General features: G+C 47.4%; 21 protein-coding genes and 3 tRNA genes. 8 read left to right on the forward strand and 16 right to left on the reverse strand.

The window, feature by feature from the left end; translation table 11 throughout:
- Window positions 1-17: 17 nt before the first annotated feature.
- The 6 genes from ftsH to BOCO_RS03685 all read right to left on the reverse strand — a co-directional run bounded on the left by ftsH (window position 18) and on the right by BOCO_RS03685 (window position 8,089).
- A complete protein-coding gene (gene ftsH / locus BOCO_RS03660) occupies window positions 18-2,138 on the reverse strand; it encodes an ATP-dependent zinc metalloprotease FtsH (protein WP_094722719.1) in 2,121 nt (706 codons plus the stop codon).
- Window positions 2,135-2,710, reverse strand: a complete 576-nt coding sequence (gene hpt / locus BOCO_RS03665) for a hypoxanthine phosphoribosyltransferase (protein ID WP_094722720.1) — start codon at window positions 2,708-2,710, stop codon at window positions 2,135-2,137. The genes ftsH and hpt overlap by 4 nt, the downstream gene beginning before the upstream one ends.
- Entirely contained in the window at window positions 2,697-3,806 is a 1,110-nt protein-coding gene (tilS, locus tag BOCO_RS03670) for a tRNA lysidine(34) synthetase TilS (RefSeq protein ID WP_094722721.1), read from the reverse strand. Before tilS ends, hpt begins: the two co-directional genes overlap by 14 nt.
- 25 nt (window positions 3,807-3,831) lie before the next feature.
- Window positions 3,832-5,274, reverse strand: coding sequence for a D-alanyl-D-alanine carboxypeptidase/D-alanyl-D-alanine-endopeptidase (locus tag BOCO_RS03675; RefSeq protein WP_094722722.1), 1,443 nt, complete (start codon window positions 5,272-5,274; stop codon window positions 3,832-3,834).
- Between the two features lie 163 nt (window positions 5,275-5,437).
- Window positions 5,438-6,664 (reverse strand): glycosyltransferase family 2 protein, encoded by a 1,227-nt coding sequence (locus BOCO_RS03680; protein ID WP_094722723.1) that lies wholly within the window; start codon window positions 6,662-6,664, stop codon window positions 5,438-5,440.
- Window positions 6,665-8,089 carry an AI-2E family transporter gene (locus BOCO_RS03685; protein WP_094722724.1) on the reverse strand — a complete coding sequence of 475 codons (1,425 nt, stop codon included), beginning with the start codon at window positions 8,087-8,089 and terminating at the stop codon, window positions 6,665-6,667.
- A gap of 82 nt (window positions 8,090-8,171) precedes the next feature.
- Here BOCO_RS03685 and BOCO_RS03690 point away from each other — a divergent pair, with 82 nt between their 5' ends.
- From BOCO_RS03690 to BOCO_RS03705, 3 genes are all read left to right on the forward strand, one after another.
- Complete coding sequence (locus BOCO_RS03690) at window positions 8,172-9,056, forward strand: glycosyltransferase family 2 protein (RefSeq protein ID WP_094722952.1); 885 nt, start codon at window positions 8,172-8,174, stop codon at window positions 9,054-9,056.
- A 355-nt stretch (window positions 9,057-9,411) separates the two neighbouring features.
- Window positions 9,412-9,486 (forward strand) — tRNA-Glu (locus BOCO_RS03700).
- 346 nt (window positions 9,487-9,832) lie between these two features.
- Window positions 9,833-11,416: a S10 family peptidase gene (locus tag BOCO_RS03705; RefSeq protein WP_094722726.1), complete on the forward strand. Its 1,584-nt coding sequence runs from the start codon at window positions 9,833-9,835 to the stop codon at window positions 11,414-11,416.
- Window positions 11,417-11,744: 328 nt separating this feature from the next.
- Here the strand turns inward: BOCO_RS03705 and lepB are convergent, their stop codons facing one another.
- The gene (gene lepB / locus BOCO_RS03710) at window positions 11,745-12,476 is read right to left on the reverse strand and encodes a signal peptidase I (protein ID WP_244568724.1); all 732 of its coding nucleotides are present in this window, start codon (window positions 12,474-12,476) and stop codon (window positions 11,745-11,747) included.
- Window positions 12,477-12,586: 110 nt separating this feature from the next.
- Complete coding sequence (locus BOCO_RS03715; protein ID WP_094722727.1) at window positions 12,587-13,504, reverse strand: prenyltransferase; 918 nt, start codon at window positions 13,502-13,504, stop codon at window positions 12,587-12,589.
- A 105-nt stretch (window positions 13,505-13,609) separates the two neighbouring features.
- Here BOCO_RS03715 and BOCO_RS03720 point away from each other — a divergent pair, with 105 nt between their 5' ends.
- Window positions 13,610-14,008: a hypothetical protein gene (locus tag BOCO_RS03720; RefSeq protein ID WP_094722728.1), complete on the forward strand. Its 399-nt coding sequence runs from the start codon at window positions 13,610-13,612 to the stop codon at window positions 14,006-14,008.
- Window positions 14,009-14,050: 42 nt separating this feature from the next.
- Here BOCO_RS03720 and trmB read toward each other — a convergent pair whose 3' ends face one another.
- Window positions 14,051-14,920 carry a tRNA (guanosine(46)-N7)-methyltransferase TrmB gene (trmB, locus tag BOCO_RS03725; RefSeq protein WP_094722729.1) on the reverse strand — a complete coding sequence of 290 codons (870 nt, stop codon included), beginning with the start codon at window positions 14,918-14,920 and terminating at the stop codon, window positions 14,051-14,053.
- Between the two features lie 687 nt (window positions 14,921-15,607).
- Between trmB and galE the strand changes: the two genes are divergently transcribed.
- The 3 genes from galE to BOCO_RS03745 all read left to right on the forward strand — a co-directional run bounded on the left by galE (window position 15,608) and on the right by BOCO_RS03745 (window position 16,919).
- On the forward strand, window positions 15,608-16,618 hold the full coding sequence (gene galE, locus BOCO_RS03735; protein ID WP_094722731.1) for a UDP-glucose 4-epimerase GalE: 1,011 nt from the start codon (window positions 15,608-15,610) through the stop codon (window positions 16,616-16,618).
- A gap of 106 nt (window positions 16,619-16,724) precedes the next feature.
- Window positions 16,725-16,798, forward strand: a tRNA-Asp gene (locus tag BOCO_RS03740).
- A 45-nt stretch (window positions 16,799-16,843) separates the two neighbouring features.
- A tRNA-Phe gene (locus tag BOCO_RS03745) sits at window positions 16,844-16,919 on the forward strand.
- 215 nt (window positions 16,920-17,134) lie between these two features.
- Here the strand turns inward: BOCO_RS03745 and BOCO_RS03750 are convergent.
- From BOCO_RS03750 to BOCO_RS03760, 3 genes are read right to left on the reverse strand one after another with little or no spacing between them, the layout of a single operon-like run.
- Window positions 17,135-17,659: a low molecular weight protein-tyrosine-phosphatase gene (locus BOCO_RS03750; RefSeq protein WP_094722732.1), complete on the reverse strand. Its 525-nt coding sequence runs from the start codon at window positions 17,657-17,659 to the stop codon at window positions 17,135-17,137.
- A gap of 10 nt (window positions 17,660-17,669) precedes the next feature.
- Entirely contained in the window at window positions 17,670-18,341 is a 672-nt protein-coding gene (locus BOCO_RS03755; protein ID WP_094722733.1) for a dihydrofolate reductase, read from the reverse strand.
- A gap of 53 nt (window positions 18,342-18,394) precedes the next feature.
- Window positions 18,395-19,270, reverse strand: coding sequence for a thymidylate synthase (locus BOCO_RS03760; RefSeq protein ID WP_094722734.1), 876 nt, complete (start codon window positions 19,268-19,270; stop codon window positions 18,395-18,397).
- A gap of 182 nt (window positions 19,271-19,452) precedes the next feature.
- Here BOCO_RS03760 and BOCO_RS03765 point away from each other — a divergent pair, with 182 nt between their 5' ends.
- On the forward strand, window positions 19,453-19,866 hold the full coding sequence (locus tag BOCO_RS03765; protein WP_094722735.1) for an OsmC family protein: 414 nt from the start codon (window positions 19,453-19,455) through the stop codon (window positions 19,864-19,866).
- 124 nt (window positions 19,867-19,990) lie between these two features.
- On the opposite strand, the gene BOCO_RS03770 is transcribed toward BOCO_RS03765, so the two are convergent.
- The 4 genes from BOCO_RS03770 to manA form a co-directional block, all read right to left on the reverse strand.
- Window positions 19,991-21,046 carry a universal stress protein gene (locus BOCO_RS03770; RefSeq protein ID WP_094722736.1) on the reverse strand — a complete coding sequence of 352 codons (1,056 nt, stop codon included), beginning with the start codon at window positions 21,044-21,046 and terminating at the stop codon, window positions 19,991-19,993.
- 174 nt (window positions 21,047-21,220) lie between these two features.
- Window positions 21,221-21,979 carry a C40 family peptidase gene (locus BOCO_RS03775; protein ID WP_244568725.1) on the reverse strand — a complete coding sequence of 253 codons (759 nt, stop codon included), beginning with the start codon at window positions 21,977-21,979 and terminating at the stop codon, window positions 21,221-21,223.
- Window positions 21,980-22,058: 79 nt separating this feature from the next.
- Window positions 22,059-23,027, reverse strand: coding sequence for a CHAP domain-containing protein (locus BOCO_RS03780; RefSeq protein ID WP_094722738.1), 969 nt, complete (start codon window positions 23,025-23,027; stop codon window positions 22,059-22,061).
- Window positions 23,028-23,309: 282 nt separating this feature from the next.
- Window positions 23,310-24,728 (reverse strand): mannose-6-phosphate isomerase, class I, encoded by a 1,419-nt coding sequence (gene manA / locus BOCO_RS03785; protein ID WP_094722739.1) that lies wholly within the window; start codon window positions 24,726-24,728, stop codon window positions 23,310-23,312.
- Between the last annotated feature and the right edge of the window lie 51 nt (window positions 24,729-24,779).

The raw sequence follows: 24,779 nt of genomic DNA on the forward strand, positions 1-24,779 counted from the left end.
GCTATCAGTTTCAGCTCTCACTCTCCACTTTTCACGCCGACGCTTCGCTTGAGCGATTCCGGAATTTCTACCGGTGGTACATCTGAAACTGGCCTGTTTGAGTCGGAAAGCCAGAGCTGACGTTCAGGAGACATGCGCACATTGGCAAATATTTGAGCGAGTTCGTCCTTGTCCAAGGTCTCCTTCACCAAGAGTTGGCGGACCAATTCATCAAGAACATTTCTGTTTTGGCTGATTACTTGCCAAGCCTCGTTATGAGCAGTCTCTACAAGCTCATGAACTTCCTTATCAATGATCTGGGCAGTTTCAGCTGAGTACTTGACTGGCTTCAATGCGTCCATACCCTGATCTTGGTCATTTTCATCTCCCCATTTGATGGCACCTAGCTTCGAGGAGAAGCCAAATTCTAGGACCATCTGCCTGGCGATTTGAGTAGCCTTTTCAATATCATTAGAAGCACCAGTTGTAGGGTCATGGAATACAACTTCTTCTGCAACTCGACCTCCCATTGCATATGCCATTTGGTCTAGCAATTGATTTCGAGTCTGTGAATAACGATCCTCAGTGGGCATCACAGCAGTGTACCCCAGTGCACGACCTCGAGGCAGGATTGTCACCTTAGTGACTGGATCTGTATTGTGCATTGCTGCAGCTACCAAGGCATGTCCACCTTCATGGTATGCAGTATTGCGTAATTCATCTAAAGCCATGCCACGAGTTCGTCGACGAGGTCCTGAAAGAACACGGTCGATGGCCTCATCAATAGCCCGATTGTCAATCAGCTGAGCATTAGAGCGAGCTGTTAACAGTGCTGCTTCATTGAGAACATTAGCTAAGTCTGCACCTGTGAAACCAGGAGTTCGTACGGCAACTGTGTGCAAATCAACGTCCGGAACGAATGGCTTACCTTTCGCATGAACTTTGAGAATTGCTTCTCGGCCCTCAAGATCTGGTGCTTCGACAGCCACTTGCCGATCGAAACGGCCTGGCCTGAGCAAGGCAGGATCTAAAATGTCTGGACGGTTGGTGGCTGCAATAATAATGAGATTGGTGTCATTATCAAAGCCGTCCATCTCCACCAGAAGCTGATTCAGAGTCTGCTCGCGTTCATCGTGACCGCCCATACTTCCTGATCCGCGCTTACCACCCACAGCATCGATCTCGTCGATGAAAATGATAGCGGGCGCATTCTTCTTAGCTTCTTCGAAGAGTTCACGAACTCGGGAGGCGCCTAGACCTACGAACATTTCTACGAAGTCAGAACCAGCCATTGAGTAGAACGGCACGGAAGCTTCGCCTGCAATGGCACGGGCAAGTAAAGTCTTACCAGTTCCGGGAGGACCATACAGCAACACTCCACGGGGTATACGAGCACCCAGTGCCTTGTACTTTGATGGATCTTGGAGGAATTCTTTAATTTCCTCCACCTCTTGTACAGCAGCTTCTTCTCCAGCAACATCCGAGAACTTGGTCTTTGGAGTCTTTCCTTCCAAAAGCTTGCCATTGTTCTTTTTGCCCATACCCAGCATGCCGCCACCGGCCATGCGCGAGAAGAAATACCAGAACACAACCAAAAGCAGGATAATTGGCAAGAAGGAAGAGATGAGGTAGCTCAACATACTGGTTTGCGGAACGACTGAATTGAAGCCCTCATCCAGATGTCCTCGTTCAACGGCCTTAATGACCTGAGGACCTTGATCCTTAACGTAGAAGAACTGCACATTCTTGCCATAGTTCTTCTCACTACGCTTGCCGTTGACTCCGGGAGTCTTCTTGACGAAGTCCTTCTTAAGTTTGAGCTCAACAACCTGCTTACCTTCGGTTATTTCCGCAGACTTAACCATGGCATTAGCTGCATCGTTATCTTTTGGATCAAACTTAGCAAGCAGTTCTAAACCGTCACGGGTATCGATGGTTTGTACGCCCATCTGTGAATTGAAAAAGCCAAAGAGACTCAGCGCAATTAGTAATACCAGGACTCCCCAGAGCCAGGGCGATTGCCAAATCTTGCCGCTTCCGGGTCCTTTCCCATCACCATTCGCGTTAAAATTGAAAGGATTATTGCCCTTCTGTTTACCGCCCTTGCCGGGTCCCCCGTCTCCCATAGGGGGACGTCCAGGTCCTTGCGGATAGGTCATGACTGCTCTCCTTGATCCTCATGCTCATATTCCTGCGGCTTCAATACTGCGATAGAGTCCAGATTCCTGTATTGCTCATCATAGTCAAGTCCAAAGCCGACCACGAATTCATCCGGGATAACATAACCGGGATATTTCACATCTACCTGAACTTCGCGTCTAGACACCTTGTCGAGAAGAGAGAACACTTCTACTGAAGCTGCGCCTCGTCCCTTCAATTCATCAACAAGCCACCGCAGAGTTCGACCTGAGTCAATAATATCTTCCACGATAAGAATGTGCCTGCCGCGAACACTGCAGTCCAAATCTTTACGCACGCGTATTACTCCAGAAGACTGTGTGCCTGAACCGTAACTCGACAAGCTCATAAACTCCATCTGGGCAGGAATACTAATTTCCTGAGACAATGCGGCCAAGGTATTGACAGCACCCTTGAGAACCGCAAGCATCAGCAAATCCTTGCCGGCATAGTCATGGCTGATTTGTCTAGCAGTTTTCTCTATAAGGGTCTCAATTTGTTCCCGGGACACTAGTTCGTGGTCAATGTGAGATTGAATATCAGCGATTCGCATATTCCCTATTTTTGCATACGAGAATGACGTGATGCTGACGAGTAGCTGAATAAAAGCTAGGAAGAGCTACAGGCCCCTGTCCATGCCAAGCTGATACAAGCTCATCAACCTGGTGTATATGACGGCTCGAAACCCCCAATCCTAGGCTTTCTAAGAGTATAGACCACATATGTCTTCGAACTACTGGGTGAGCATCTTGCAGGGTCTTGAGCGTTAAACACACCGGCACAGTTCCACTGACTGCCCTCCCTGTGTGTGGCTGTTGACTCCTAGCGAGAAGATCTTGAGCCTGTTCATCGATATAATTTTGATCCTGCCTGGCAAGATTTGCAGTACGAGCCAGTTGAGTGATTATATCTTTACCGGCGAACTGGTTTAATGCAGGCAAAAGATCGTGCCTTACCCGCGAACGTAGTGGAAAATCAGCAGATAGAGCCTGACCTTGTTGTATGTGATCTCCATTCGTCGGGTCGTCCCACCAAGCTATGCCCAGAGTCTGGCAAACTTGAGTGGTTTCTACCCTACGTAAGCCTAGGAGTGGTCTGAGGAAAAGTACACCTTGTTGGTAAATTTCTTCCTCCATACCAGCTATAGCCCTGAGTCCAGATGAACGTATAAGACCAATTAAAACACCTTCGGCTTGATCGTCTGCCGTATGCGCCAAAAGCACTGCGGAAGCCCCATAGTCTTGTGCAGCTTGAACCAACGCTTGGTATCGAGCTTTTCGGGCATCAGCTTCCTCACCTAAACGAGTATGAGGCACCTGCACCCGATTGCTGATTACTGGGTTAAGACCTATCTGTTTGCAACTGTTCACCACCTGTGCGCTCACAGAAGCCGATGTCTCCTGTAGAGCATGATCGATTGTTATCATGCCGCATCGAATTCCCAAGGTTGGGCAGACAATATGTGCCAAGGCAGCAAGAGCCATCGAGTCGCGTCCACCAGAGCAGGCAACTAGCACTAATGGTGAGTCAGCAGCTGGTTCATGCTTACCATGCATACGCAAATTGGGTTCTAAACTGGCCAGCCCGGCCCCTTCTAGGGACTGCCGCACTATTCCTATGCTTTTTTTCAGCAGGGCCGAATACACCACAGCCTTCACCTTCCCAACTTCTGACTCATAATCGAGGTAGAGCAGACATAAACGTATTAACAGCTTGAATAGCAGTATCCATATTTGTCGGATTGTTAACGATAACAGCAAAAACGAGGACCCCACCGTTGAATCTTGACACGTTGCCTGCCAATGCGGTCACCTGTTCTAAAGTTCCCGTCTTAACTCTTACCAATCCGTCAGGGTCATTCCCCTGACCTCGTTTGGCTGCTGTTCCAACTAAACCAACAACAGATAAACCATCCACTAAGGGAATCAGCTGCTTATGCTTTCCATCGACAGCAGCTCGTTCAATGGCAACGAGCGTTGACACACTGACCAACGAACCAGGAGACAGCCCTGAACAATCTGCCATTCTCACAGCATTGACATCAATTCCTAATGTTTGCAAAGCTTTTAGGACAGCTTGAACAGCACCTCTCGGAGTGTCCTCCTCGCCAGTTGCGTGAGCAAGCAGACGACCGAAAAGCTCAGTCAAGGTATTGTCGGAAGTTCTCAAAGTCAAGGCCAAAATCTCATTCAGCGGAGCAGATTCCACCTGAGCTATGGGCGCTGCCTTGGGCACAAGCTGCTGTTCAGTTGGTGGACCAATCACAGTGATTCCACGCTTGCCTAGCTCTTCTGCAAAAACACGCGCCACTTGCCCTTCAGTATCGTCTGTGTGAGGTACATAAACACCTCCAGCATCAGGGTTTGCTGCCATATCGTGGTCAGAACGTTCTCGACCTTCATCCACCGCCATTGTCGCAGTCGGCGTAAAGTAAATACCAGAGGGATTGTTGGCTCCTATCGACTCTGGCGATCGTACAGGGCCAAAGAAACTCGAATCATAGTTCACATGTACGGAGTTGACAGAGCGTGACCGCAAGTCTTTGACTGTCTTATCAGCTAGAGTAGCCAGTCCTGCTCTTCCATTGACATGAATGGGGTCTCCTTCCCCCTTGCTAAGTAACATATCACCCTCGCCTTTCAAGGTGATATGTGGATTTTGTTCTGCCGCTTCATCAATATAGACAGCAGTACGTATGCGCGAACCCATGTCAAGTACAGAAGCAGCGGCTGCGGCAGTCAGTGTTTTCATGGTGGAAGCTGGTTGCCTCAAAGTGTTGAGTTCATGCTCGGCAGCTATAGTGCCGTCAGCGCCCATAATGACAGCAGAGAAATCGGGACCGACACCTGCCGTTTGAGACAAGTCGTTTATCAGTTTCTGGGCAGCGTCCTTGTCGATTGGCTTGTCATTTTTTACAAGCGGCACTACAGGTGCTGGTTCAACAATGTTACGCACAGGCTGAACAGCTGAATCATTGACAGAATGAAGAGACAAAGGTCCAGGTAAGACATCCACAACATCTGCCCACAGGTATGCTAGGAAAAGAACTAGGACCAACCCTGCAGACAGTCCTACACGCCAATAATTGTGCTGAACCTTATGCTTGTGTGCTCCCACTCTTCCTCCGACGTATTGCTTAAAGTGACCGTTATCAGCTTACACAGGAACTCTCGTGAGACTTTCTCAAGATCAAGCCTATCCTATCCCAGGGCTCAGTGAATCGTCTAACATGATGCCGGTAAACTACATATGAACCATTGGAGCTAGACAATTAACCGACTTACTTACCTCGATGCTCGATTGGCTTCCAGCCAGGATTGGAGAAAATTGCCTGGAAGGAAATCGGAACATACGACAGCATGAAAATCGGGAAAGCCAGACAGTATGCAAAGAGTTCCTTATTCGAGGCTCCAATTTTATTACGTTCAGTAACCACTGTTAGAGCAGCCAACCCCATCATGGCCAGTAAGCCAGCAATACCTAACACAATACCATTGACCAAGGCATTAATTTGACTGGACCAATTCACAAAACCAAAGGCTGCAAAAAGCACACCAAAGAGGAAGCGAACACCAGCAAGAACAGTAAGTGGGCAAACTAAAATAGTTAAATCAACAGCAGAGAAATCTCTTTCCTGTATAGCTCGACGAATCAAAAACGGTCCATAGTAACGGAAAACTTGCAAAAAGCCTTTGCTCCAACGCAAACGTTGCCGCCAAGATTGTTGGAAGGTAACCGGTTGTTCATCGTACAACATGGCAGTACCGCAATAGCCAATACGATCACCGTGAAGGATCGAGTCTATAGTGAATTCCATGTCTTCCGTCAGTAGGTGGAACTTCCAACCGTTGTTGCGCTCCATTACCTCTCGTGAAAACATAAAACCGGTTCCACCTACGTGGCAAGAAGAACCAAATGCCATACGAGAAGAATTCAAGAAACGCGACTCACGAATAAACCACAATGCAGAACCCGAAGAAACCCAATTGTCGGAAAAGTTCACAGAATTGCGGTAAGAGGTCAAAATCTTGAAACCACTTTGGAAAGCCTTGTTCATCTCCTCGATGTAGTGCTTGTCTAAGCGGTTATCAGCATCGAAGACAAAGAAAGCATCGTAGACCTTGCCGTCACCAGAAGAAATAATATGATCTAGTAAGTAGGTCAGGGCATATCCCTTACCAATAAGATCCTTATTATTCCGTTCCACGACATGGCAACCTTTGGATCGAGCAAGCTGTGCCGTATTGTCAGTGCAGTTATCTGCAACCAACCAAATGTCAACTAACTCATAGGGGTAGGTCTGCGACTGTATAGAATCAATGAGGCCTCCAATTACTGCTTCCTCATTGCGGGCAGAAATAAGTACCGCAAAGCGCTTATCAAACGGAACCGTGGGGAAAACCACCGGCTTAGCCACAAAGGAAGTAACAACACAGACTGCTTGATACACAATACCAACTGTTCCCAGCACAATGCTGAGGAGGTCAAGCAAGTTAAGAAAGGCCATCTACTGCCACTCCTTGCGAGGATTGCTCTGACCAGCATCGTCTGAAGATCCTTCTAATACAGGCTTACCTTCGCTGACCTTAACCACGTGCTTGGGAATAGCGACGGTCTCCGAGGTGTCCAACACATCTGAAGTGAGAAGACCGTTCTTGCCGTTTTCCTTACTATCTACTTCTTGGTCGCCCACGACCACCCGCTTGCTTGAACCTTGGGCTGAACGCGGAATGTGGCTAGTTACAGGTTTAATCACATGTTCATTAATGGCTTCTGCGCTTTCTACCACCTTCGACTTCTTAACTGGCTCAGGATCATACATAAGCGGAGAATCAATTAAATCGTAACGACGAGTAGAAGCCTTAAAAATGATCTGGAAAGACGCAGCAACCGGCAAGGCCAAAAAGGCACCAAGTGCACCAAATACAGCACCCAGAGCCAGAACCGAAAGGAAGGCTATGGCTGCGTTCAAATCCATAGTGCGCTGAGATATTTTTGGAGCCAGTATGAGATTCTCAACTTGCTGGTAAAGACAGATGTATATCAACACCGCCAAAGCAATAATTAACCCATTCGATCCCCAAGCAACTACTACAGGTAGGGCACCGCCAATGTAGGTTCCAATAGTAGGCACAAACTGTGATACCAAACCACAGAAGAGAGCCAATGGTAACCAATATGGAACCTTAAGGAAAACCAAGAAAACTGACATACAGGCAGCAGAAATCAGGGCCAAAATTGTGCGGCTAAAGAGGAAGGACGAAATCTGGTCTTGTGCAACGGTCCACACCAACACGAAACGGCTCTGACTGGAAGGACTCATCCATTGACACAAGCTACGACGAAGTTTGGGGCCAGCCGCAGAAATGTAGTAGGTCACTAAGAGCACAGTCATAATGTTCAGCACTGAGCCCAGTACCCCTACCGTAGTTGTAAAAGCCTGACCAGCAAAGTCAGTTACCCACGAAGTTTGAATATTTTTAGCAATCTCTCCACCTAGATCCTGCATAGCAGGAAGTTGCTGATGAGTTTTGTCTTGCACCAACTGAACTATCTGTTCATAGAAGGCTGGCGCTCCCTTAGCCATACCAATGACTTGCTGAACGAACATATTGCCGAACAGGCCCATCAATGCTACTACAACCACAACCAAGCCGATGAGTGCTGCTCCCGCGGCAGCACCGCGCTTCCAGCCGTGCTTGACCAAAGTCACTACCAAGGGTTCCATAGCCAAAGCAACAAACATTGAAATAACAACATCTAAGACTACAAATTCCACCTTAGACCATGAAGAATAGGCAAACCATGCTAAGAAAATAGCGATTGCAGCATAGAAAAGAGCACGTCCGTACCACTCTGGTGGCCGCCGCGGATCGCCCTTTGAGGGGAAGACTGATCCCAAGTCAAAATGTCGATTGTTGTCTGAGCTCATGCCTCCTATTATCCAATCCTTATTGACAAGGAACAAGCTGATAGCTATATAGGTGTATATCGGCTCCAGTATTCTAATGTATATGCTGACCGTATCCGTAGTCATCCCAGCTTGGAATGAAGAAGAACGCATCGCTGACTGCATGCTCAATGCAACCACCCAGTCAGTAGCACCTTTAGAAGTACTCATCGTAGACAATCACTCGACTGACCGTACTGCCCAGATAGTACGTGACTTCATAGAAGCACATCCTGGTACTCCTGTACGCCTTCTGCACCAGGATAAAGAACAGGGTCTCATCCCCACACGCAATTACGGTTTGGACCAAGCAAAAGGTGACATATTAGGCCGAATTGATGCAGATTGCATGCTTAAACCAGACTGGATTGAGGTAGTATCCCATCTTTTCGAAGAGGATCCTGACGCGATGGGGGCTACAGGACCAGTGGCATATTACGATATGCCTGGTAAAGAATTAGGCCTGAAGAGTGACAATAAAGTGCGTAAAACCGTTTACCGCGCGGACGACGGACGATACTTATTATTCGGGTCGAATATGGCACTAAGAGCCAGCGCATGGAAGACCATACGTACGGAAGTATGCCGTGATAAAGCAGATATCATGCATGAAGATGTCGACGTTTCACTCCATCTCATCGACCATAATTTCAAAACGGTATACTGCCAAGATATGAATGCTGGAATCTCAGCAAGGAGAATGGATACCTCCTTCAGCTCATTCCATCACTACATGCAGCGTTTTAAAAATACCTTTGATGCCCATCCTGAGCATAGCCGGGAGCAGAAACCGGAACACACACTCTATGCCATATACCCTATTTTGAGAGCCTTCTACCCTGTATACCAAAAGTACTTAGAATCCGCAGATATCAACCCTGCCGAGCGGATTTGGATCAAAGAGCAAATGGAACTGTTCCATAAGCGAGACACAGAAATCGAATCATAACTTCTTGCTGTAACGAAGATGGGGGCAAATGTACACTTCCCACTAAGTATTTCTAGATGTACTGTTTTGCACTCTCATATGATCCAGCAATTACCAAAGAATCTATGCCAAGCAAGGCATCGGGATACTTACACTCATTACTCAGCGCCATAAACTGTAATGTCAGACAATTACCATAGAGACCGTCCACTAATGATAACTTTACGTAACAGGTCGAAATCGTCATCAGAACAGTTACCTGTTTGGTGAGCAACACACTGTTACCCATCTCAAAACCCACAGAATACCGCCACAACATGGACGACAGACCGTCAGTTTGCCTCATCTCGGGATGTCAGGTAATATAAATTCGTCCGGCCCCGTCGTCTAACGGTTAGGACATCAGACTTTCAATCTGACAACGAGAGTTCGACTCTCTCCGGGGCTACCAAACAACTATAGACTGGCAGAACAAAGCCATTCCCTTCAAAATAACGAAACGGTAGAAGTATGTTCAATCATACCGTTTCAAGCCATTTCAAGAGACAAAGCACTGACTAAAGTGCCCAATAATCCCTGAAGTATCAACATAGCTTCATGTAAAAAATACAGGTACAACCAAAAGACAGCGAAAGCCCTTATCCACGCATCAAGTCCTGGCACATATCAGTGGTGTTTAATTTGGCAGCTCAAGAGACCATTGAAGAGCCTACTGGTCTAAATAATGAGATACATACTATCATCGCTAGCAATTCCCACTATGATAGCTATACCACAACTCAGTTAAAGGAGTCTTCATGAACGAAGAAAGCCTCAATCCCTCACCAAACACAAACCCTGAATCCAGTTCACAGGCCGGCTCAGTAGCGGCACCCCTGCCGACTCCGAGTGAGCATACTAGCCAACATACACTCACTATCAATAACCAGCAGCTGTCGTACGAAGCTACTGTTGGTACTATCAACATTGATACTGACAAGGTCAAGCCTGCTGCTTCTATATTTTACACAGCATGTAACCTTCTTGACAAAACCGGGAAGTCAGATAATACCCGCCCTGTAACTTTCGCGTTTAATGGCGGACCAGGTGCTTCTTCCACTTTCCTCTTAATGGGATCTATCGGTCCTAAACGCATCAATATACCCGATGCAGCACCAGTTCCAGGCTCTCCTTATGAACTGTCAGACAACCCATATTCAATACTGCCGTTTTCCGATATAGTCTTCATCGATGCTGCCGGTGCTGGTTTTTCAAAAATCGTGCCCGCGGCCAAGAAGGAACTCTGGTCAGTTGATGGAGATGTTAAAGGCTTTTCAACTTTCATCCGAGCATACCTGAGCAAGTATCACCGCTGGAACTCCCCTAAATACATACTCGGAGAATCCTACGGCACTACCCGCGGTTCTGCCTTGGCATACCAGCTCCAAGAAGGTGGTATAGCTCTCAATGGGTTAATTCTTCTCTCCAGTATTCTCGACTACGCATACACGTTCGCCACTTCTGACCAGTACTACATTGGTTACTTCCCTACATACGCCGCCATAGGAAAATATCAAGGGAAAGCAGGCGACAACACTTCCATGTCCGACCACCTCCTTGCTGCAAGGGCTTTCGCCAATGGTCCTCTGAGACAAGCATTGTCACAAGGAGACCGTTTGGATGAGGCCACAAGAGAAAAGGTTGCTCAGCAGTATTCTGAACTCACCGGTTTGACGGAGCAATACGTTCTCGATTCCAATTTACGAGTAATAGATCCACGATTCCGCAAGGAATTACTCCGTTCACAAGGCAAAATCGTCGGCCGCTATGACGCTCGTACCACTGGCTATGATTTAGACGTCATAAGTGACGATGAAACATTTGTAGTTGATGACTCTTTCCTGAACCCTGCATATTCATCCCTTTCGTCAGCTTATTTGCGCGATCACTTAGGCTGGGATGGGCAAGACGAGCGTATAGACTTTGCTGACTTCGACTGGAATTCAATGGAACCTGGCAAGGGTTGGACCTGGTGGCACCAACTCCCCGAACACTCCCTGTCATCATGGGGCAGAACACTCCCATTCCCCAAAGTGACTCCTGATTTAGCAGCTACTATCATTCGCCAGCCGACCCTGAAAGTAATGATTTGCAACGGAATCTTTGATCTTGCCACACCATTCGGGCAAACAGAGTATGACATTGACCATATGGGCCTGCCTGAGCCCCTGCAAGCAAACATTGCCTTCACATACTACCCGGCCGGACATATGGTGTACACCAATCCTGAGAGTGCTGAAAAGTTCTCACAGGTATTACAACGTTTCTATTCCTCTTCAGCTGAAGATATGCCAAAGTTGAATGAACGTCCTGAACTGGCCCACGGATACGGTATAAACTGACAAAGAAAGCTGGCAGTTATGGGGGTACCCGGCTCCACTAGACCGGGTATCTCGCAATATCCTCGGCGTTCTTTTTGCATAACTTTCCCAGATGCAAGCCATCTGTGCCTGTTCGTCAGTAGAGAACCAGGTTATATACTGAGATATTCCGCCCCCACCCACATACGTCAGAACAAGTCGTTGCCAGATTTTAAGGTAATCATTTCAAGAAACCGTCGAGTCAGAATCAAGCCTGAGCTCAATTTCGCAGGCTTAAGCAGCAGATGAACCGAATATGCATCAGCAAGATCCACGATACCTGCGATTGTATTCTTCCACTCAAACCCACTTATAAACCATTAAAGACCTGGTCAGGCCGACGTACGAGACCTATTCGGTTCAGTGGCCAGTATTTTACATCTGCTATAGCTTCCACTTTATCCACTGGAACCTGCCCCCCATTCATGTCAGACATATGGAAACGTGAGTCAGCCGAATTAGTGCGATTGTCTCCCATAACAAAGATATAACCTTCTCGTACAAGGACATCGAACTTTTTTTGAGAAGAATCCGATTCGGGCATAATGTACGAAGATTCGTCGATAATTTTCCCATTAATCAAAACAGGCCCTGATCCGTCTGCTTGCACCCTATCACCTGCCACACCAACCACTCTTTTAATGAGATAGTCGTCCTTAGGGCCATTATTCAACCAATGATCAGGATCATGAAAAATAACTATATCTCCCCTATGGATTCCTGAAACTTTTGGTTGCAATTTTGACGCAATAAGTTTATCGCCAACTTGTAAGGTGGGTTCCATTGATTCAGAAGGGATTTCATAGGCACCAAGTATAAAGACTCTCACCAGCACAACGATGATGATACAAATGATAACCCACACAGCCTCCTGCAGTATGGTAAACCAGAGAGGCTGCTTCGGTTCAGATTGACCCTTATGCCGTTTCCTGCGGTTTTCAGTAAACCACAAGGGTACACTAAGGTGAGTTTGATTCTTATGCCGTTTCCGATTATTTTTCAGGTAGAGGCCTAGCACACTGCTCGTTGTATCACTGTCCAAACCCAATTCCTTCCTTCACCCAGCTCGATCGCTAGCGTAAGTCTGCCTGTTCATTCAAGCCGGCGTTTTCCACACCACCAATGACATCAAACCCTTAAGCAGATACGTTGTTATAGCCACACACCTATTGCCAAGAAAATGGTGTACCCCACAAAGTATACGGATGCTGCCTTAACAAGTGGGAAAAACGTACGTTCCTTGTCAGGATTTGCATAAAAAGGACGCATACCCCAAAACATCGGTAGCATAAGTGGAATAGTGATTAGTACCGGCCAAGGAGACACGTTCGAGAGCCAATTAACGAGCGGCCATAACCCCCCTACTACCTGTAAAACGCGCATAAGGAGCAGCGAGTGTGGGCGTCCTAGATAAAAGGCTAGGGTATACCGTCCATTTTTGATGTCCTCATCCAAATCCGCCACATTGTTGGCGAGCTGAAGCGTAAAGGCAATAAGCACTACAGGAAGGCAGACCATAAAAGTCTTACCTGCCAAATCCCAGCTCAATGAGTAGTGCGGTGCTACAGCCGAGCAAACACATACGAGTTGAACCATATAGGTAATACCCACTGACGCTGCAGCCTCACACAGGGGCGTAGCATTGATAGGAAAAGGACCGGCAGCATAAAAAATACCGAGACCGTATCCTACTATTCCTAACGGCAACAGTGACCAACCTGCCCGCCAGAGAAGTATCACGGCAGGGACTAGAGAAAGCAAGTAGAGGCTGAGGCCTAATAGCCAGACACCCCGCAAGGGTAGGTTCAGCCGCCCCATGACATTAGTATGCTTAGCATACCCTTCTCTGTCTTTAGCATGTAAGTAGTCATAGTAATTATCTGTAATATTGACAGCTAGGTCAAAACACACAATATTAATTAAAAATAATCCAATATTGACCCAATTGACCACTTGGTAAAAGTATTGGGCTATACAGGCTCCCATCAACAACCAAGCTAGATTGAGCGGAGCCGTAAAAGCTTCTGTGAGCTCAACAAACGTTGACCACTGTAACCAATGCTTTGTCATAACACCTATCCTATTTATTGAAAATTACTATTGACCTTACAAGTCCAGCCACAAATCGTAATCAAACCCCCATATCCACGCGAAAGCAGCGTATGATGAAGAACTATGGAATTAGGGAGTTGGGCCGAATGGGTCACAGGATTTGCAGAACTATCAGCTGTTGTAACTACGTTATTCTTCTCATTCTATAAAGACTATCAAGACCGTAAAAAAGATACTCAAGCCACACTCAACTTTTTGAGGATGATGTGCGCAGAAGTCATCAGTTCATTTACCCGTATCGAACAGACTGACAATATTCTGACGGACGAGAATAAAGAAACTTCGAAAGCCTACACAACCTTCAGATATTGGGTACAAATCAGAACTCTGATAGCCGAATCAGATAAGCAGCGTATCACTGACACAGCAAATCAAATTCTTGTACTTTTTCAGCAGTGCACAACCGTTGATGAAGTCCTCAAAAGTAGGGTTCAACAGTCCATGCAGAATCTTTCCAAGTAGTTTCATGTTTGCCTACAGAGGTTTCACTGTTCAATCTGCCCCCTACGATTGGTAAGTAAAATCGTGAATTCGCCGGCCAGCACTAATGCCTTTTCGTTCAAAATTAGTAAGCACCCTACCCTCAAAACGTTCGGATTCACAGAAAAGAGCATGAGGAAGCGCATCAGCTCTGTCTGCTGTTCCCTTGCCAACATGCTCTGTCGGTAAGCTGACCTGCAACTGTCCCATATTCCTTAGGAAGGGCAGCGAGTCCAAGACTTCATGAATGTGCAGAGCATAATCCTCGATGTCTGTCGCTAGCCGCCACAAACCTGACGAAACTAGGGCACGAGACAGGTCTGCTGCGAGCATCGGCTGCACCAAACGTCGCTTATGATGTTTCATTTTAGGCCACGGATCCGGGAAGAATGTCCAAACCTCATCAAGGGTGTTGGGGGCTGTAGACGCTATAAATTCGGGAGCGTTCGTGCGGGCAATTTTTAAGTTGCTGAGACCCAGCTTACCTGCCAGCAACATGGTATGTGCCAAACCTGGCTCGTAGACCTCGAGCGCCAGATAATTACGCTCAGGATGCTTCTGAGCAGCTGCTACTATATTTTCTCCCTGCCCACTTCCAATTTCCACAGTAACTGGAGCCTGTCGACCGTAAGCTGCTTCTAAGTAGGCACTATCGATACGCAGTCCTGCTTCTACGCCTAGAGAATCCTCTCGTCCGCCTACCTGCATGAGGTAGGCCGCACTATACTCCCGCCATGCTCTCTCTAAACGAGCGTCTAACTTACCGGACCGTCTGGTAAAAGATACAATGCTGCGCCTCCTAGAGGACGATTGGGCATTGTCTTGGTTCTTATGTGCTCCTGATGTTTCGATTGAGCTCTCGATAGTGCGTATCTGTGTCAGTATTTTTTTCATCACTACTATTTATATCCACAACAAGGTATAAGCCGACAAATGGGCTTCTGACAAGTATTCAGACCATCGCTCTGATGCACCAAGTGTTGACAGTATCTGCTCTGCACGGCTTCCAAGATTCTGTTACAAAAGGCTTTCCAAGAAACGGAAACTATGCCAAGTCTAGAGCACATCCACCGCAAGAACTAGACCAAGCAGACGAAACCTACCTGACCTCCAACCACCTCTGTGGGAACAGTTGCCACCGCAATGACAATACTTTTACTATTAACCAGCACATTTGCCGTGGCCTAGGCAGCATCATAGCCATCAAGGGATATCACACATAATGGAAAGAATGAGAGGTTGATATGGTACACCACAACCGAAAAAGGGGAAGCCAACCCAACAATAGCAGCAATGTGCGCAGTTTCCTCCTGCCTCTGATAGGCTTATACACCCTCACTATTTCCATCTTTACCAGCTACTCTACCTAGCGCATAGTAAGCATAGATAGACACCAATCTAGTACTCCTCCAGCTGCTGATTTCTCATGTATCAGTAAGTAAGTTTGGGTGATGGAACAGCTCACCCTACGGTTTATTGAATCTACACATGCTATGCTTGATATTTAAACAAATAAAAACATATTTTATCAATTTCGAACATTTGAAAGCAAGCTCAAGCAGCATTTGGAAAGGAACCGACATGTCCGTTCTCGTTACAGGTGGATGTGGCTATATCGGCGCTCACGTCGTCCACGCCTTGCACCAAATCGGTCAAGATGTAGTAGTTGTTGACGACTTAAGCTATGGTAAGCCATCCCGCATTGAGGGAGCCCGACTGTATGGAGCAGACATTTCAGCACCAGAGGCTGACCAGCGGATTGCAGAAATTATCCGAGACAATAATGTAGACTCCGTCATACACTTCGCCGCTCGCAAACAAGTAGGCGAATCTGTCGAAAAACCATTGTGGTATTACCAACAGAACCTTGGTTCCATGCTCAACGTTTTACGAGCGATGACTGCAACAGACGCTAAAAAGCTAGTTTTCTCTTCCTCTGCAGCGACATATGGAGAGCCTCCAGTGAGTGTCGTCCCTGAAGATGTAGTTCCCATGCTCCCTATCAACCCATACGGTCAAACAAAACTCATCGGCGAATGGATGGCTCGAGCTTGCGAAGAACCACACGGCATTAAGTTCTGCGGCCTACGCTATTTTAACGTAGCTGGCTGCGGCCCTGTAGAACTGGAAGATCCTGCCACACTCAACCTGATTCCCATGATTTTCGATCGCCTACAACAAAACAAGGCACCAGCAATTTTCGGCAATGACTACCCCACCCAAGATGGAACCTGCATCCGCGATTATATCCACGTCTCAGACCTTGCCGACGCTCACATTGCTGCCCTTGAGTATCTCGATCGCGATGAACGCAAGTTTGATGTCTTCAATGTAGGCACAGGAAAGGGAACTTCAGTGCGCGAAATTGTAGATGAAGTCAAATCAGTTACTGGACTCAATTTCACTGAGGCAATTCACGATCGTCGCCCAGGCGACCCAGCTAAGCTCATAGGATCACCCGAGCGTATCAATAACGAGATGGGCTGGCACGCCAAATACAGCGTTCACGAGATCGTAGAGTCCGCCTGGCAAGCCTGGCAAGCTAACCCCAACCACCACATTGATACCACCAATTGGAAGCAAGCAAACTGACATACACTCGAATTGCACGTAACCTGGTGTTATCGATAAACGACGCGCCGAGTTTGCATCTTCATCAAGTTCGAGTATGATTTATTCTTGGTTGTTTAACAGCCACGGCTCCGTAGCTCAGTTGGTTAGAGCGCCGCCCTGTCACGGCGGAGGTCACCGGTTCAAGTCCGGCCGGAGTCGCTCGGATATCGACAGTAGATAAACGATTGTCCGTTTCAATAATAAGGCTCTGTAGCTCAGTTGGTAGAGCGAGCGACTGAAAATCGCTAGGTCAACGGTTCGATCCCGCTCGGAGCCACCATACATACCAAGATTGCATCCGGCACTCTTGGTTTTTCTTTATTCCCCCTCCTCTGCTGTGAGTCCATGCATTCAGAGAAAACAAAAAGGTTTTGAGTTAGTTGGAATCTATAGACAGTCACATAGGAAATATCAGATTATCTTATAAGTCATCATTCGCAGCAAGAACCATCAAAAGCTCAGGCATAGAAACAGTCCTGAGCCTTGAAACGGTTATTATAACTTTTGCAGAACCCAATCTACGATGTAAGGAGCAGTATGCTCGACTTGGTCAATGGCCACTTCAAATTCTTCCGGTCCACCATACCAAGGATCAGCTAGGTCGATGTCGCTTTCATGCCCAGGTTGAGTCTTGGGCAAACTAGGATCAAATGACCTATAAAGATGGACCGCTGAGTGCTTATCCGCAGGCAAAATGCGCAATAACGAACGCATGTGATCAGCCGTCATCGGTAAAAGTAAGTCCGATCCTTGGGCTTCTTCTCTACTAATACGGTGGGCAAAGTGATCTTGCGGAACTTCATATCCGCGTTCCTTCAATACTTTTTGGGCCCGACGATCGATAGGATTACCGAATTCTTCATCACTGACTCCGCTAGACTCCACCCGAACCTGACTCTCATCAATTCCACGGTCTGCAAAGCACTTACGCAAAATAACTTCCGCCATGGGTGAGCGACAAATATTTCCTGTACATACTGTCATGACCACAAAAGGCTTTTGTTCACCTGTTAATGCCATCTATTCTCTCCTAGTTGACTCTCTCATAGGTGATGTAACGGAAGCGTTCTACACCCCAATCCTTGGGATTCTGAGCTAGTTGCCATTTCCCTAGCTCACTAACTGACCACAACTTTTGCTGAACAAAAGCCTCTATGTCTGGAGCAAAGGTGTCTGCGTCAACCTGGGCATCCAAGTCAGTTATATACGCTCTATCTGCAAGCGGAAGTGCTTCCTCAAATAACTGAGAACCCCCAATAATCCATATCTCCGAACGATCCATACCGTCCGCAGGAATCGCCTCTTGTCGGGCCACATCTACGGCATCCCTCAAGGTCATCGCTACCGTTGCACCTTGGGCTCGAAACTCAGGATTTCGACTTACGACAATATTGTCACGCCCTGGAAGAGGCTTAGACCCCATTGACTCCCATGTGCGACGGCCCATGATAACAGGATGGGATACCGTCAATTCTTTGAACCGACGCATATCTTCAGTCACATGCCATGGCAGACCACCTTCAAAACCTATGGCTGCTGGCTCACCACCCTTGCTACGTGCCTGTGCCCAAATAAGATTGATTGTACAAGGACCAGAGAGCTCATCACCGCTCTCGATTTCAGTGCCCTCATCCCCTAACAGCCCGGCGTTACCGGGCACGGGTTCGTGATAACCGCTGCGGCTACTACTGTCATGCTCCATAGTGTGCGTATGCTCCTCATTAATGGATTTGATACAGTATACTACCGGCTAGTTCAGACCGCCACCGGTGCCTTAAGAGTGCTATGGTGCTGGTAGTTGACGATCTCGAAATCCTCATACTCGTAGCTAAAGATAGAATCAGCTTTACGGATCTGTATTTGTGGGTAGGGATATGGCTTACGGGAGAGCTGTTCCATAACCTGGTCAATATGATTGTCATAAACATGGCAATCACCACCAGTCCATACAAATTCACCTGGCTCTAAGCCTGCCTGTTGGGCCATCATCATAGTCAAAAGTGAATATGATGCAATGTTGAAAGGTACCCCAAGGAACATATCACAGGACCGTTGATAGAGCTGGCAGGAAAGCTTGCCATCAGCGACGTAAAATTGAAAGAGCGCATGACAAGGTGGTAGGGCCATTTGATCTATTTCCGCAGGATTCCATGCGGTGACGATAATCCTACGAGAATCTGGATGATTACGGATTAAATCTAGCGCTTTCTCGATTTGATCGATAGTATGTCCCGGGTCCTCAGCGGTAGGAGCCGGCCAAGACCGCCACTGCACACCATAGACTGGACCTAATTCACCAGTTTGTGGATCAGCCCACTCATCCCATATGTGAACATTATGATCTTGCAGCCAATGAACATTGCTAGAACCCTTTAGGAACCACAGCAACTCATATGCGACACCCTTAAAAAAGACCGTCTTAGTGGTTAAGAGAGGAAAACTTGAGGTTAAGTCAAAACGCATTTGCTGGCCGAAAAGAGAAATTGTGCCTGTACCGGTACGGTCCGACTTCAAAGTTCCTTCCCGGAGAATCTTACGTACTAAATCCTCGTAAGGGGTCGCAACATCCGTCTCGGGACGAGTGGGAATGCGACTGCGAATATCGTTGAGCTGCTGGGTAGTCAAAGCCATGGGTCCCAGTCTAGCAAGACATGTCTTCCTATGCTATCGGCCTTTCGAAAAATCGCTTGTACTCACACCAGCAAATAGCATGTTCGTCTGCCAGCTCATGAGATACCTGGAACACTTCCATTTATACCCTGCCTAGGGTTAGATAGGTAGAAACAAAGAAGGACAAACGATAGGAGGTTCTTATGAGTACAAGAATATGGGTAGAACGGGCTGCGGACGGTTCATGGGAAGGACACAGTGACGAAGGCGCCGTAGTAACCTTCGGTAAAGGAGAGGGCCTATTCTCCCCAGGTGACCTTCTCAAGATTGCTTTAGCAGGCTGTGCTGCTACTTCTTCACAGTTTGCCGTTGAACACACGTTAGGAGAGGGAAAGGGAGCCAAAGTTGTTGTCAGCGCTCAGTATGACGCTGAAGACGATGCATTCCTGAGCTTCGATGAGCAGGTCAGTGTTGATGCTAGCGACGCTGAATTGAGTCAGGAGGATGCCGATAAGCTTGCTGATCGAGTGAAGCGTCACATCGACAAGGCATGCACCATTAAGCACACTCTAATACGGGAAACACCAGTACGTATGAGTGTCACGGTACGGCAGTAAAACAAGTTTGTAACGTACAACTGTTTGCCACCAATCCAGCTATATATACGTCTGCCAGACAACAATCTCAATCATGTTGCCTGGCAGACGTTTTCTGATGATTACAGCAGTAGGCGTTTATATATCAGTCTTTTTCATTACGGAGAGGGTCAATGGTGGATTCGATATCATCTATATGCTCCGCCCTATCAACAGTTATCTTTTCAACACCTGTAATATCCTCCAAAGCTGTAAATTGATCTTGCTCCGTTGAAGATGCAGCTTGCTTGACTCCAGCCTCTGCGGACTCGACGAACTTACGTGGAACCACGTACACAGGTGAGACAGCATGTTGAAGAAGACCCTGACTGGTGGAACCGAGCAGTAAGCCAGTAAATCCACCTCGACCACGAGAACCCACGACGACCACATCATGGTTTTTGCTGGACTGGGTTAAAGCCTCAACGGCTGACCCAGGAACAACTTTCTTGTTAATCTCCAGATCTGGATACCGCTTCTGAAGTGGTTTAATGCGCTCATCCAAGTCTTCTAAATAAGAATCCATAACGGTTTGTTCTTCGGCAGAATCTGAGCCCGTCAGACCGGAAACGTTGGGGACAGCAGAGATAACATCCAAACTAGCTCCCCAAGCATGAGCAAACTGAGCGCTAATTTCCAAGGCTTTCAAGCCCCACTTGGATTCGTCAGAACCAACAGCCACCTTGCTTATCGTGTTGTTCAAGTGCATCATGTTGCCGTCATCATCAGTGTAAGGCACAACTACTATGGGACAATAAGCATAGGCAGGCAGACTGGAAGAAGTTGTACCTAAGAGTCGCTCAGCTAGACCACCCTTACCCCTGTTCCCTATAACAATAAGATCATAATTGCGAGAAAGTTCCACAAACACAGATGACGGGTCACCAGTAACAATCAGCGTTACAGCTTGCACACCCTGTTCGTCAGCAATGGCCTTTGCTTTTGAAAGAATTTGCTGAGCATCTGAATGCGCCGCTACATCGTCTCCCATGGAACTATAGGCAGCATCGAACGAAACAGCAGCATAACTAGGCAGTGAATAGGCACAGACTATCTGCAAGGTTAGTCCTGCGTGCTTTGCATAATTGGCTGCCCACCACGTTGCCTTATAACTAGCATCTGAACCGTCAACACCGACCAAAATTGCCTTGTCGTTAACCATAACGACCTCCTCATGATCAAGAGGTAGAACCGGAAGGCCCCACCGATCTATCTTAAGAATAACTCACTCTCACCCCGCAGTAGTAGTCCCGCAATTCTTACCAGGAGAGAGGTTACACCTATAAGCAAAAGCGCCCCCTCATCAGGGAGCGCTCAGAGACTATCAAAACGGGACTTATAGGAGTCTACGAATGGAGTAGCTTCCAGAAAAAGCTATGGAAATTGGAGTGAGCTGTGTACCCTGCCCTGGAGACAGAGCATTGACAACCAGACCATTTCCTACATAGATTCCAGCATGTCCGCCATTGGCGATGATATCCCCTGGCATAGCTTGGTCAATACTGGGAACTGACCTACCAAGAGTGGCTTGTACACCAGAGGGTGCAGGAGCCGAAATACCGAACTGAGAATAAACGTATTGTACAAACCCAGAGCAATCCCATCCAGATGGAGATTTGCCCCCAGACACGTATGGTACCTGATTGACGAACTGAACCGCATACTGCACTAGCGCTGAAGCCGAAGCACCATTGGGAGGTGCTACAGGTACAGCTTGCTGTGCGTTAGGAATAGCAGTTCGACCAGCTGAACGAGAAACTGTCTGCTGTTGTGCTGCTTGAGCCGCTATCTGAGATGCCCTTTCCTGTGCTTCCTTACGGGCCTGTTCTTCAGCTTTAGCGCGAGCTTCAGCATCCTTTTCTGCTTGGGATTGTGTCTGAGGCACACTAAGGCTCTCCACACCTCCCCAGTTACTGTCCTTATCGACAGTTGTAGCGGTCGACTCAGTCAACAAGTTCTTCCGAACTGTATTACTGGGTGTAAAGCTACGTGAGGATGTAACTACAGCTTCATGCTGGCTATCAGCGTATGCGACAGCTGGAATACCAGCCGCAAAAACTGTGCTAACACATAGAGCCACAATTGTGCTCTTCATATGTTGTCTTTGAATCTTCATCAGAACCTTACATTAGCACACTGCTAAGAAAATAGTGTTATTGAAAACGAAATTACCATCAGTAGTGAATATACTGAAAATCGTGAATGTTGCTGTAAGTGTGAGAATATGTCTTTCCGCTGAAAGCTGCACCACATTCAGAAGTCGTGATCGATCCGTCAGGATTAATCCGTTCTACAATAGCCACATGCCCATAATAGGCATCGGTACCCTCTTGGCCTGCTCGGAAAACAACAATATCACCAACATTACGAGGACTATTGTCTACCCAGTAACCCAGCGCGCGAGCTGAGGAAGCCCACTGATTACCGTTACCCAAGTACGAACCAACAGGCAAACCTAGCTGGTGCCGCCTAGTATAGGCCCACCACGTGCACTGGCTAAATTCATAAGCATTACCTGAATCACCGGTAGCATGATTGGGGTTAAAGTCAGAAGGTAGAACGTCCTTATTCTGATCTATCAGTGCCGCTACGTTAGGGTTATCTGCCAAGGACTTAAACATACTATCTACGTCTAAGCCAAAATTGTCTAGTTCCCACTTACCAGTGTTGCTTGTCTGCTGTTCACGCTGGCCTTCGCGTACTTCCGAGCGAGAAACTTGGGTGGAGTCGGATGCACTCCTTTGCCCATCCAGATAAGAGGCAGTTCTAATTTCAGAGGTATTGTTGCCCGCAGCTAAAGGAGCCTTGACAGGATTTTTAGGAGCTATTACCGCAACAGCACCAGCCGCAGCCCCAACTAAAGCTGCCACTGCAGAACCTGTCATCATATGATTCTTACGGGCTGCTGCTTTAGCGGCCATACGTCGGGAACGTCGAGTTTCTGGTACATGCTGATTGAGTTTCTGCGCCAGAGACTGATCTATAGAATTCTCGTAAGGTAACTGCTCAATCCGCTTTCCGAACTCAGTTGTTACCACAGTCGTGCGTTCGTCGTTGGGGACAGCAGCAGAAATCTCCGTAACACGCTTTTTAGCAATATGCGCGCCCCGAACAGCCCTCGCCTGGTCCGCAGCAAACCTCATATAAATCACTCCTGTATCTGTTCGTGACTACCGTTACACCGTGCATCACAAAAACATCACGTACTGAACTTTACATCACTCTCTAACAAAATGCACGCCCCTGTTATTTGTCCCGCCCTGCGCACTCAACCTTTTCATCCGAAGGACAAATCGTCTGCTAAGACTCGTATTCATGGGATTTAATCTGCAACACTTTTACGTATCAGCCAACTCCATCCTCTTCTTCTGACGGCGTGTCACCTTCCGCGTATCGCGAATTCAGCAGACTTTTATTGAGAACAGTTACACAGGGGTGGATGCCAATAAAAATGAACCATGATCTGACATGTGAAAACTATGCTGCTCAGTCTGCTGTGTAGAGACAATATCAACCTGGCCTTCCGCAGAGGGGATAAACACAGCTTCTCCTTGTTGCAAGATTACTTGGTGATTGCAGCTGCGAACCACGATGCTGCCCTCAGTGCACAGAAGTATGCGCGGACCGCTTTGCGGCATAAGGAGTCGGCGGGGACCAAGCCTCTGGACCAAATCTCCATAACGATGAGCAATCTTACCCATAAGGGGCCAAGCAGTAGAATCTGCTTCTACATGCCCATAAACCAGCATGTACTCGGTAATATGCGGCCGGTAAGTCACCATGTTTTGCATAGCGAGCGTTGCGATCATCGAACTAGAGGGGTCAATAGGAGATGACGGCTGACAATTGAGACTGTGCAACAAGCTCGCAATATCTTTGTGCTTAGGTGTCATACCAGCTCGCAGCACATTATCCGAATTGGTCATAATTTCAGCAGCCGTACCTTGTATATATGCATGGGGGGTTCCAGCAGGAATATAAACCGACTCACCTTCTTCTAAGCAAACCGCATTCATCATGAGCAAACACAGTACAGACGGATCACCAGGAAATGCCTGAGCTGCTTGCAAAGCATTGACTATGGAAGCATGCACTTTACGAGATCCTAGACGACGATCAGCATCTAATAGAGCAGGCGTTATATTATCTCGATCGGTAGGCTCTGCGGTAATCGCGGTGTAAAAAGCTCGAAATACCCTACGACGTGAATCAGGCCAAGCCAAAGAAGAAACAGGCATCATACGATCAGCTGCTGAAAATTCTTCAGGAGGCAAGCCAGGTCGAAAAGTACGGGCCAGCAGGGCACTCACCATCCGTTGTGCCACCGGATGGTCTACTACACGCAAAATTTGCAGCTGTGTAGATATAGGAGCAAACCCAACCGAGGCTGTAAATGGTTCTAAAGCCACTACCATCTCATTCTTGGCTAGCGTATCTTTAAAAGAACGATCAGGCGCATGAAGAGGGACTCCGGCTGCATTCTCTCGGTTAAAACCAGCTCGCGCCTCAAAGTCAAGGGGATGAACCTGTAAAGAAAGAGGAATTCGTGCAGAAATCACCTTAAACAGGTATGGTAAGACAGGTCCAAAGATTTGCGAGTTCTTCTCCCCCACCATCGCCAATGGATCTTTTTGTATAACCTGAGTGAGTTTTTGATAGCTACCATCATCCATCTCAACGAAAGAGGGAGACTGAGGATGGGCAGAAAACCACATTTCAGCAAGTGTTTCGCTTGCTACTCCATCACTGTCTGGAACTGCCCCCGTCGGCAGATGAAACATAGATTGCAAGCGCGAATGAGAGCCCCAGGCATACCTTTTCTGTACAGGCTGAATGGGGTACACAAGCGCTCCTTCCCTAGTACCTATTCTACTGAAGATACTCAGTGACCTAAT

This window comes from Bombiscardovia coagulans, from assembly GCF_002259585.1.
Taxonomy (GTDB): Bacteria; Actinomycetota; Actinomycetes; order Actinomycetales; family Bifidobacteriaceae; genus Bombiscardovia; species Bombiscardovia coagulans.

Bases quoted from the DNA above. Each gene is read 5' to 3' on its own strand.
- ftsH (WP_094722719.1), bottom strand. From the start codon at position 2,138: ATGACCTATCCGCAAGGACCTGGACGTCCCCCTATGGGAGACGGGGGA.
- hpt (WP_094722720.1), bottom strand. From the start codon at position 2,710: ATGCGAATCGCTGATATTCAATCTCACATTGACCACGAACTAGTGTCC.
- BOCO_RS03680 (WP_094722723.1), bottom strand. From the start codon at position 6,664: ATGGCCTTTCTTAACTTGCTTGACCTCCTCAGCATTGTGCTGGGAACA.
- BOCO_RS03685 (WP_094722724.1), bottom strand. From the start codon at position 8,089: ATGAGCTCAGACAACAATCGACATTTTGACTTGGGATCAGTCTTCCCC.
- BOCO_RS03690 (WP_094722952.1), top strand. From the start codon at position 8,172: ATGCTGACCGTATCCGTAGTCATCCCAGCTTGGAATGAAGAAGAACGC.
- BOCO_RS03705 (WP_094722726.1), top strand. From the start codon at position 9,833: ATGAACGAAGAAAGCCTCAATCCCTCACCAAACACAAACCCTGAATCC.
- BOCO_RS03715 (WP_094722727.1), bottom strand. From the start codon at position 13,504: ATGACAAAGCATTGGTTACAGTGGTCAACGTTTGTTGAGCTCACAGAA.
- BOCO_RS03720 (WP_094722728.1), top strand. From the start codon at position 13,610: ATGGAATTAGGGAGTTGGGCCGAATGGGTCACAGGATTTGCAGAACTA.
- trmB (WP_094722729.1), bottom strand. From the start codon at position 14,920: ATGAAAAAAATACTGACACAGATACGCACTATCGAGAGCTCAATCGAA.
- galE (WP_094722731.1), top strand. From the start codon at position 15,608: ATGTCCGTTCTCGTTACAGGTGGATGTGGCTATATCGGCGCTCACGTC.
- BOCO_RS03750 (WP_094722732.1), bottom strand. From the start codon at position 17,659: ATGGCATTAACAGGTGAACAAAAGCCTTTTGTGGTCATGACAGTATGT.
- BOCO_RS03755 (WP_094722733.1), bottom strand. From the start codon at position 18,341: ATGGAGCATGACAGTAGTAGCCGCAGCGGTTATCACGAACCCGTGCCC.
- BOCO_RS03760 (WP_094722734.1), bottom strand. From the start codon at position 19,270: ATGGCTTTGACTACCCAGCAGCTCAACGATATTCGCAGTCGCATTCCC.
- BOCO_RS03765 (WP_094722735.1), top strand. From the start codon at position 19,453: ATGAGTACAAGAATATGGGTAGAACGGGCTGCGGACGGTTCATGGGAA.
- BOCO_RS03770 (WP_094722736.1), bottom strand. From the start codon at position 21,046: ATGGTTAACGACAAGGCAATTTTGGTCGGTGTTGACGGTTCAGATGCT.
- BOCO_RS03775 (WP_244568725.1), bottom strand. From the start codon at position 21,979: ATGAAGAGCACAATTGTGGCTCTATGTGTTAGCACAGTTTTTGCGGCT.
- BOCO_RS03780 (WP_094722738.1), bottom strand. From the start codon at position 23,027: ATGAGGTTTGCTGCGGACCAGGCGAGGGCTGTTCGGGGCGCGCATATT.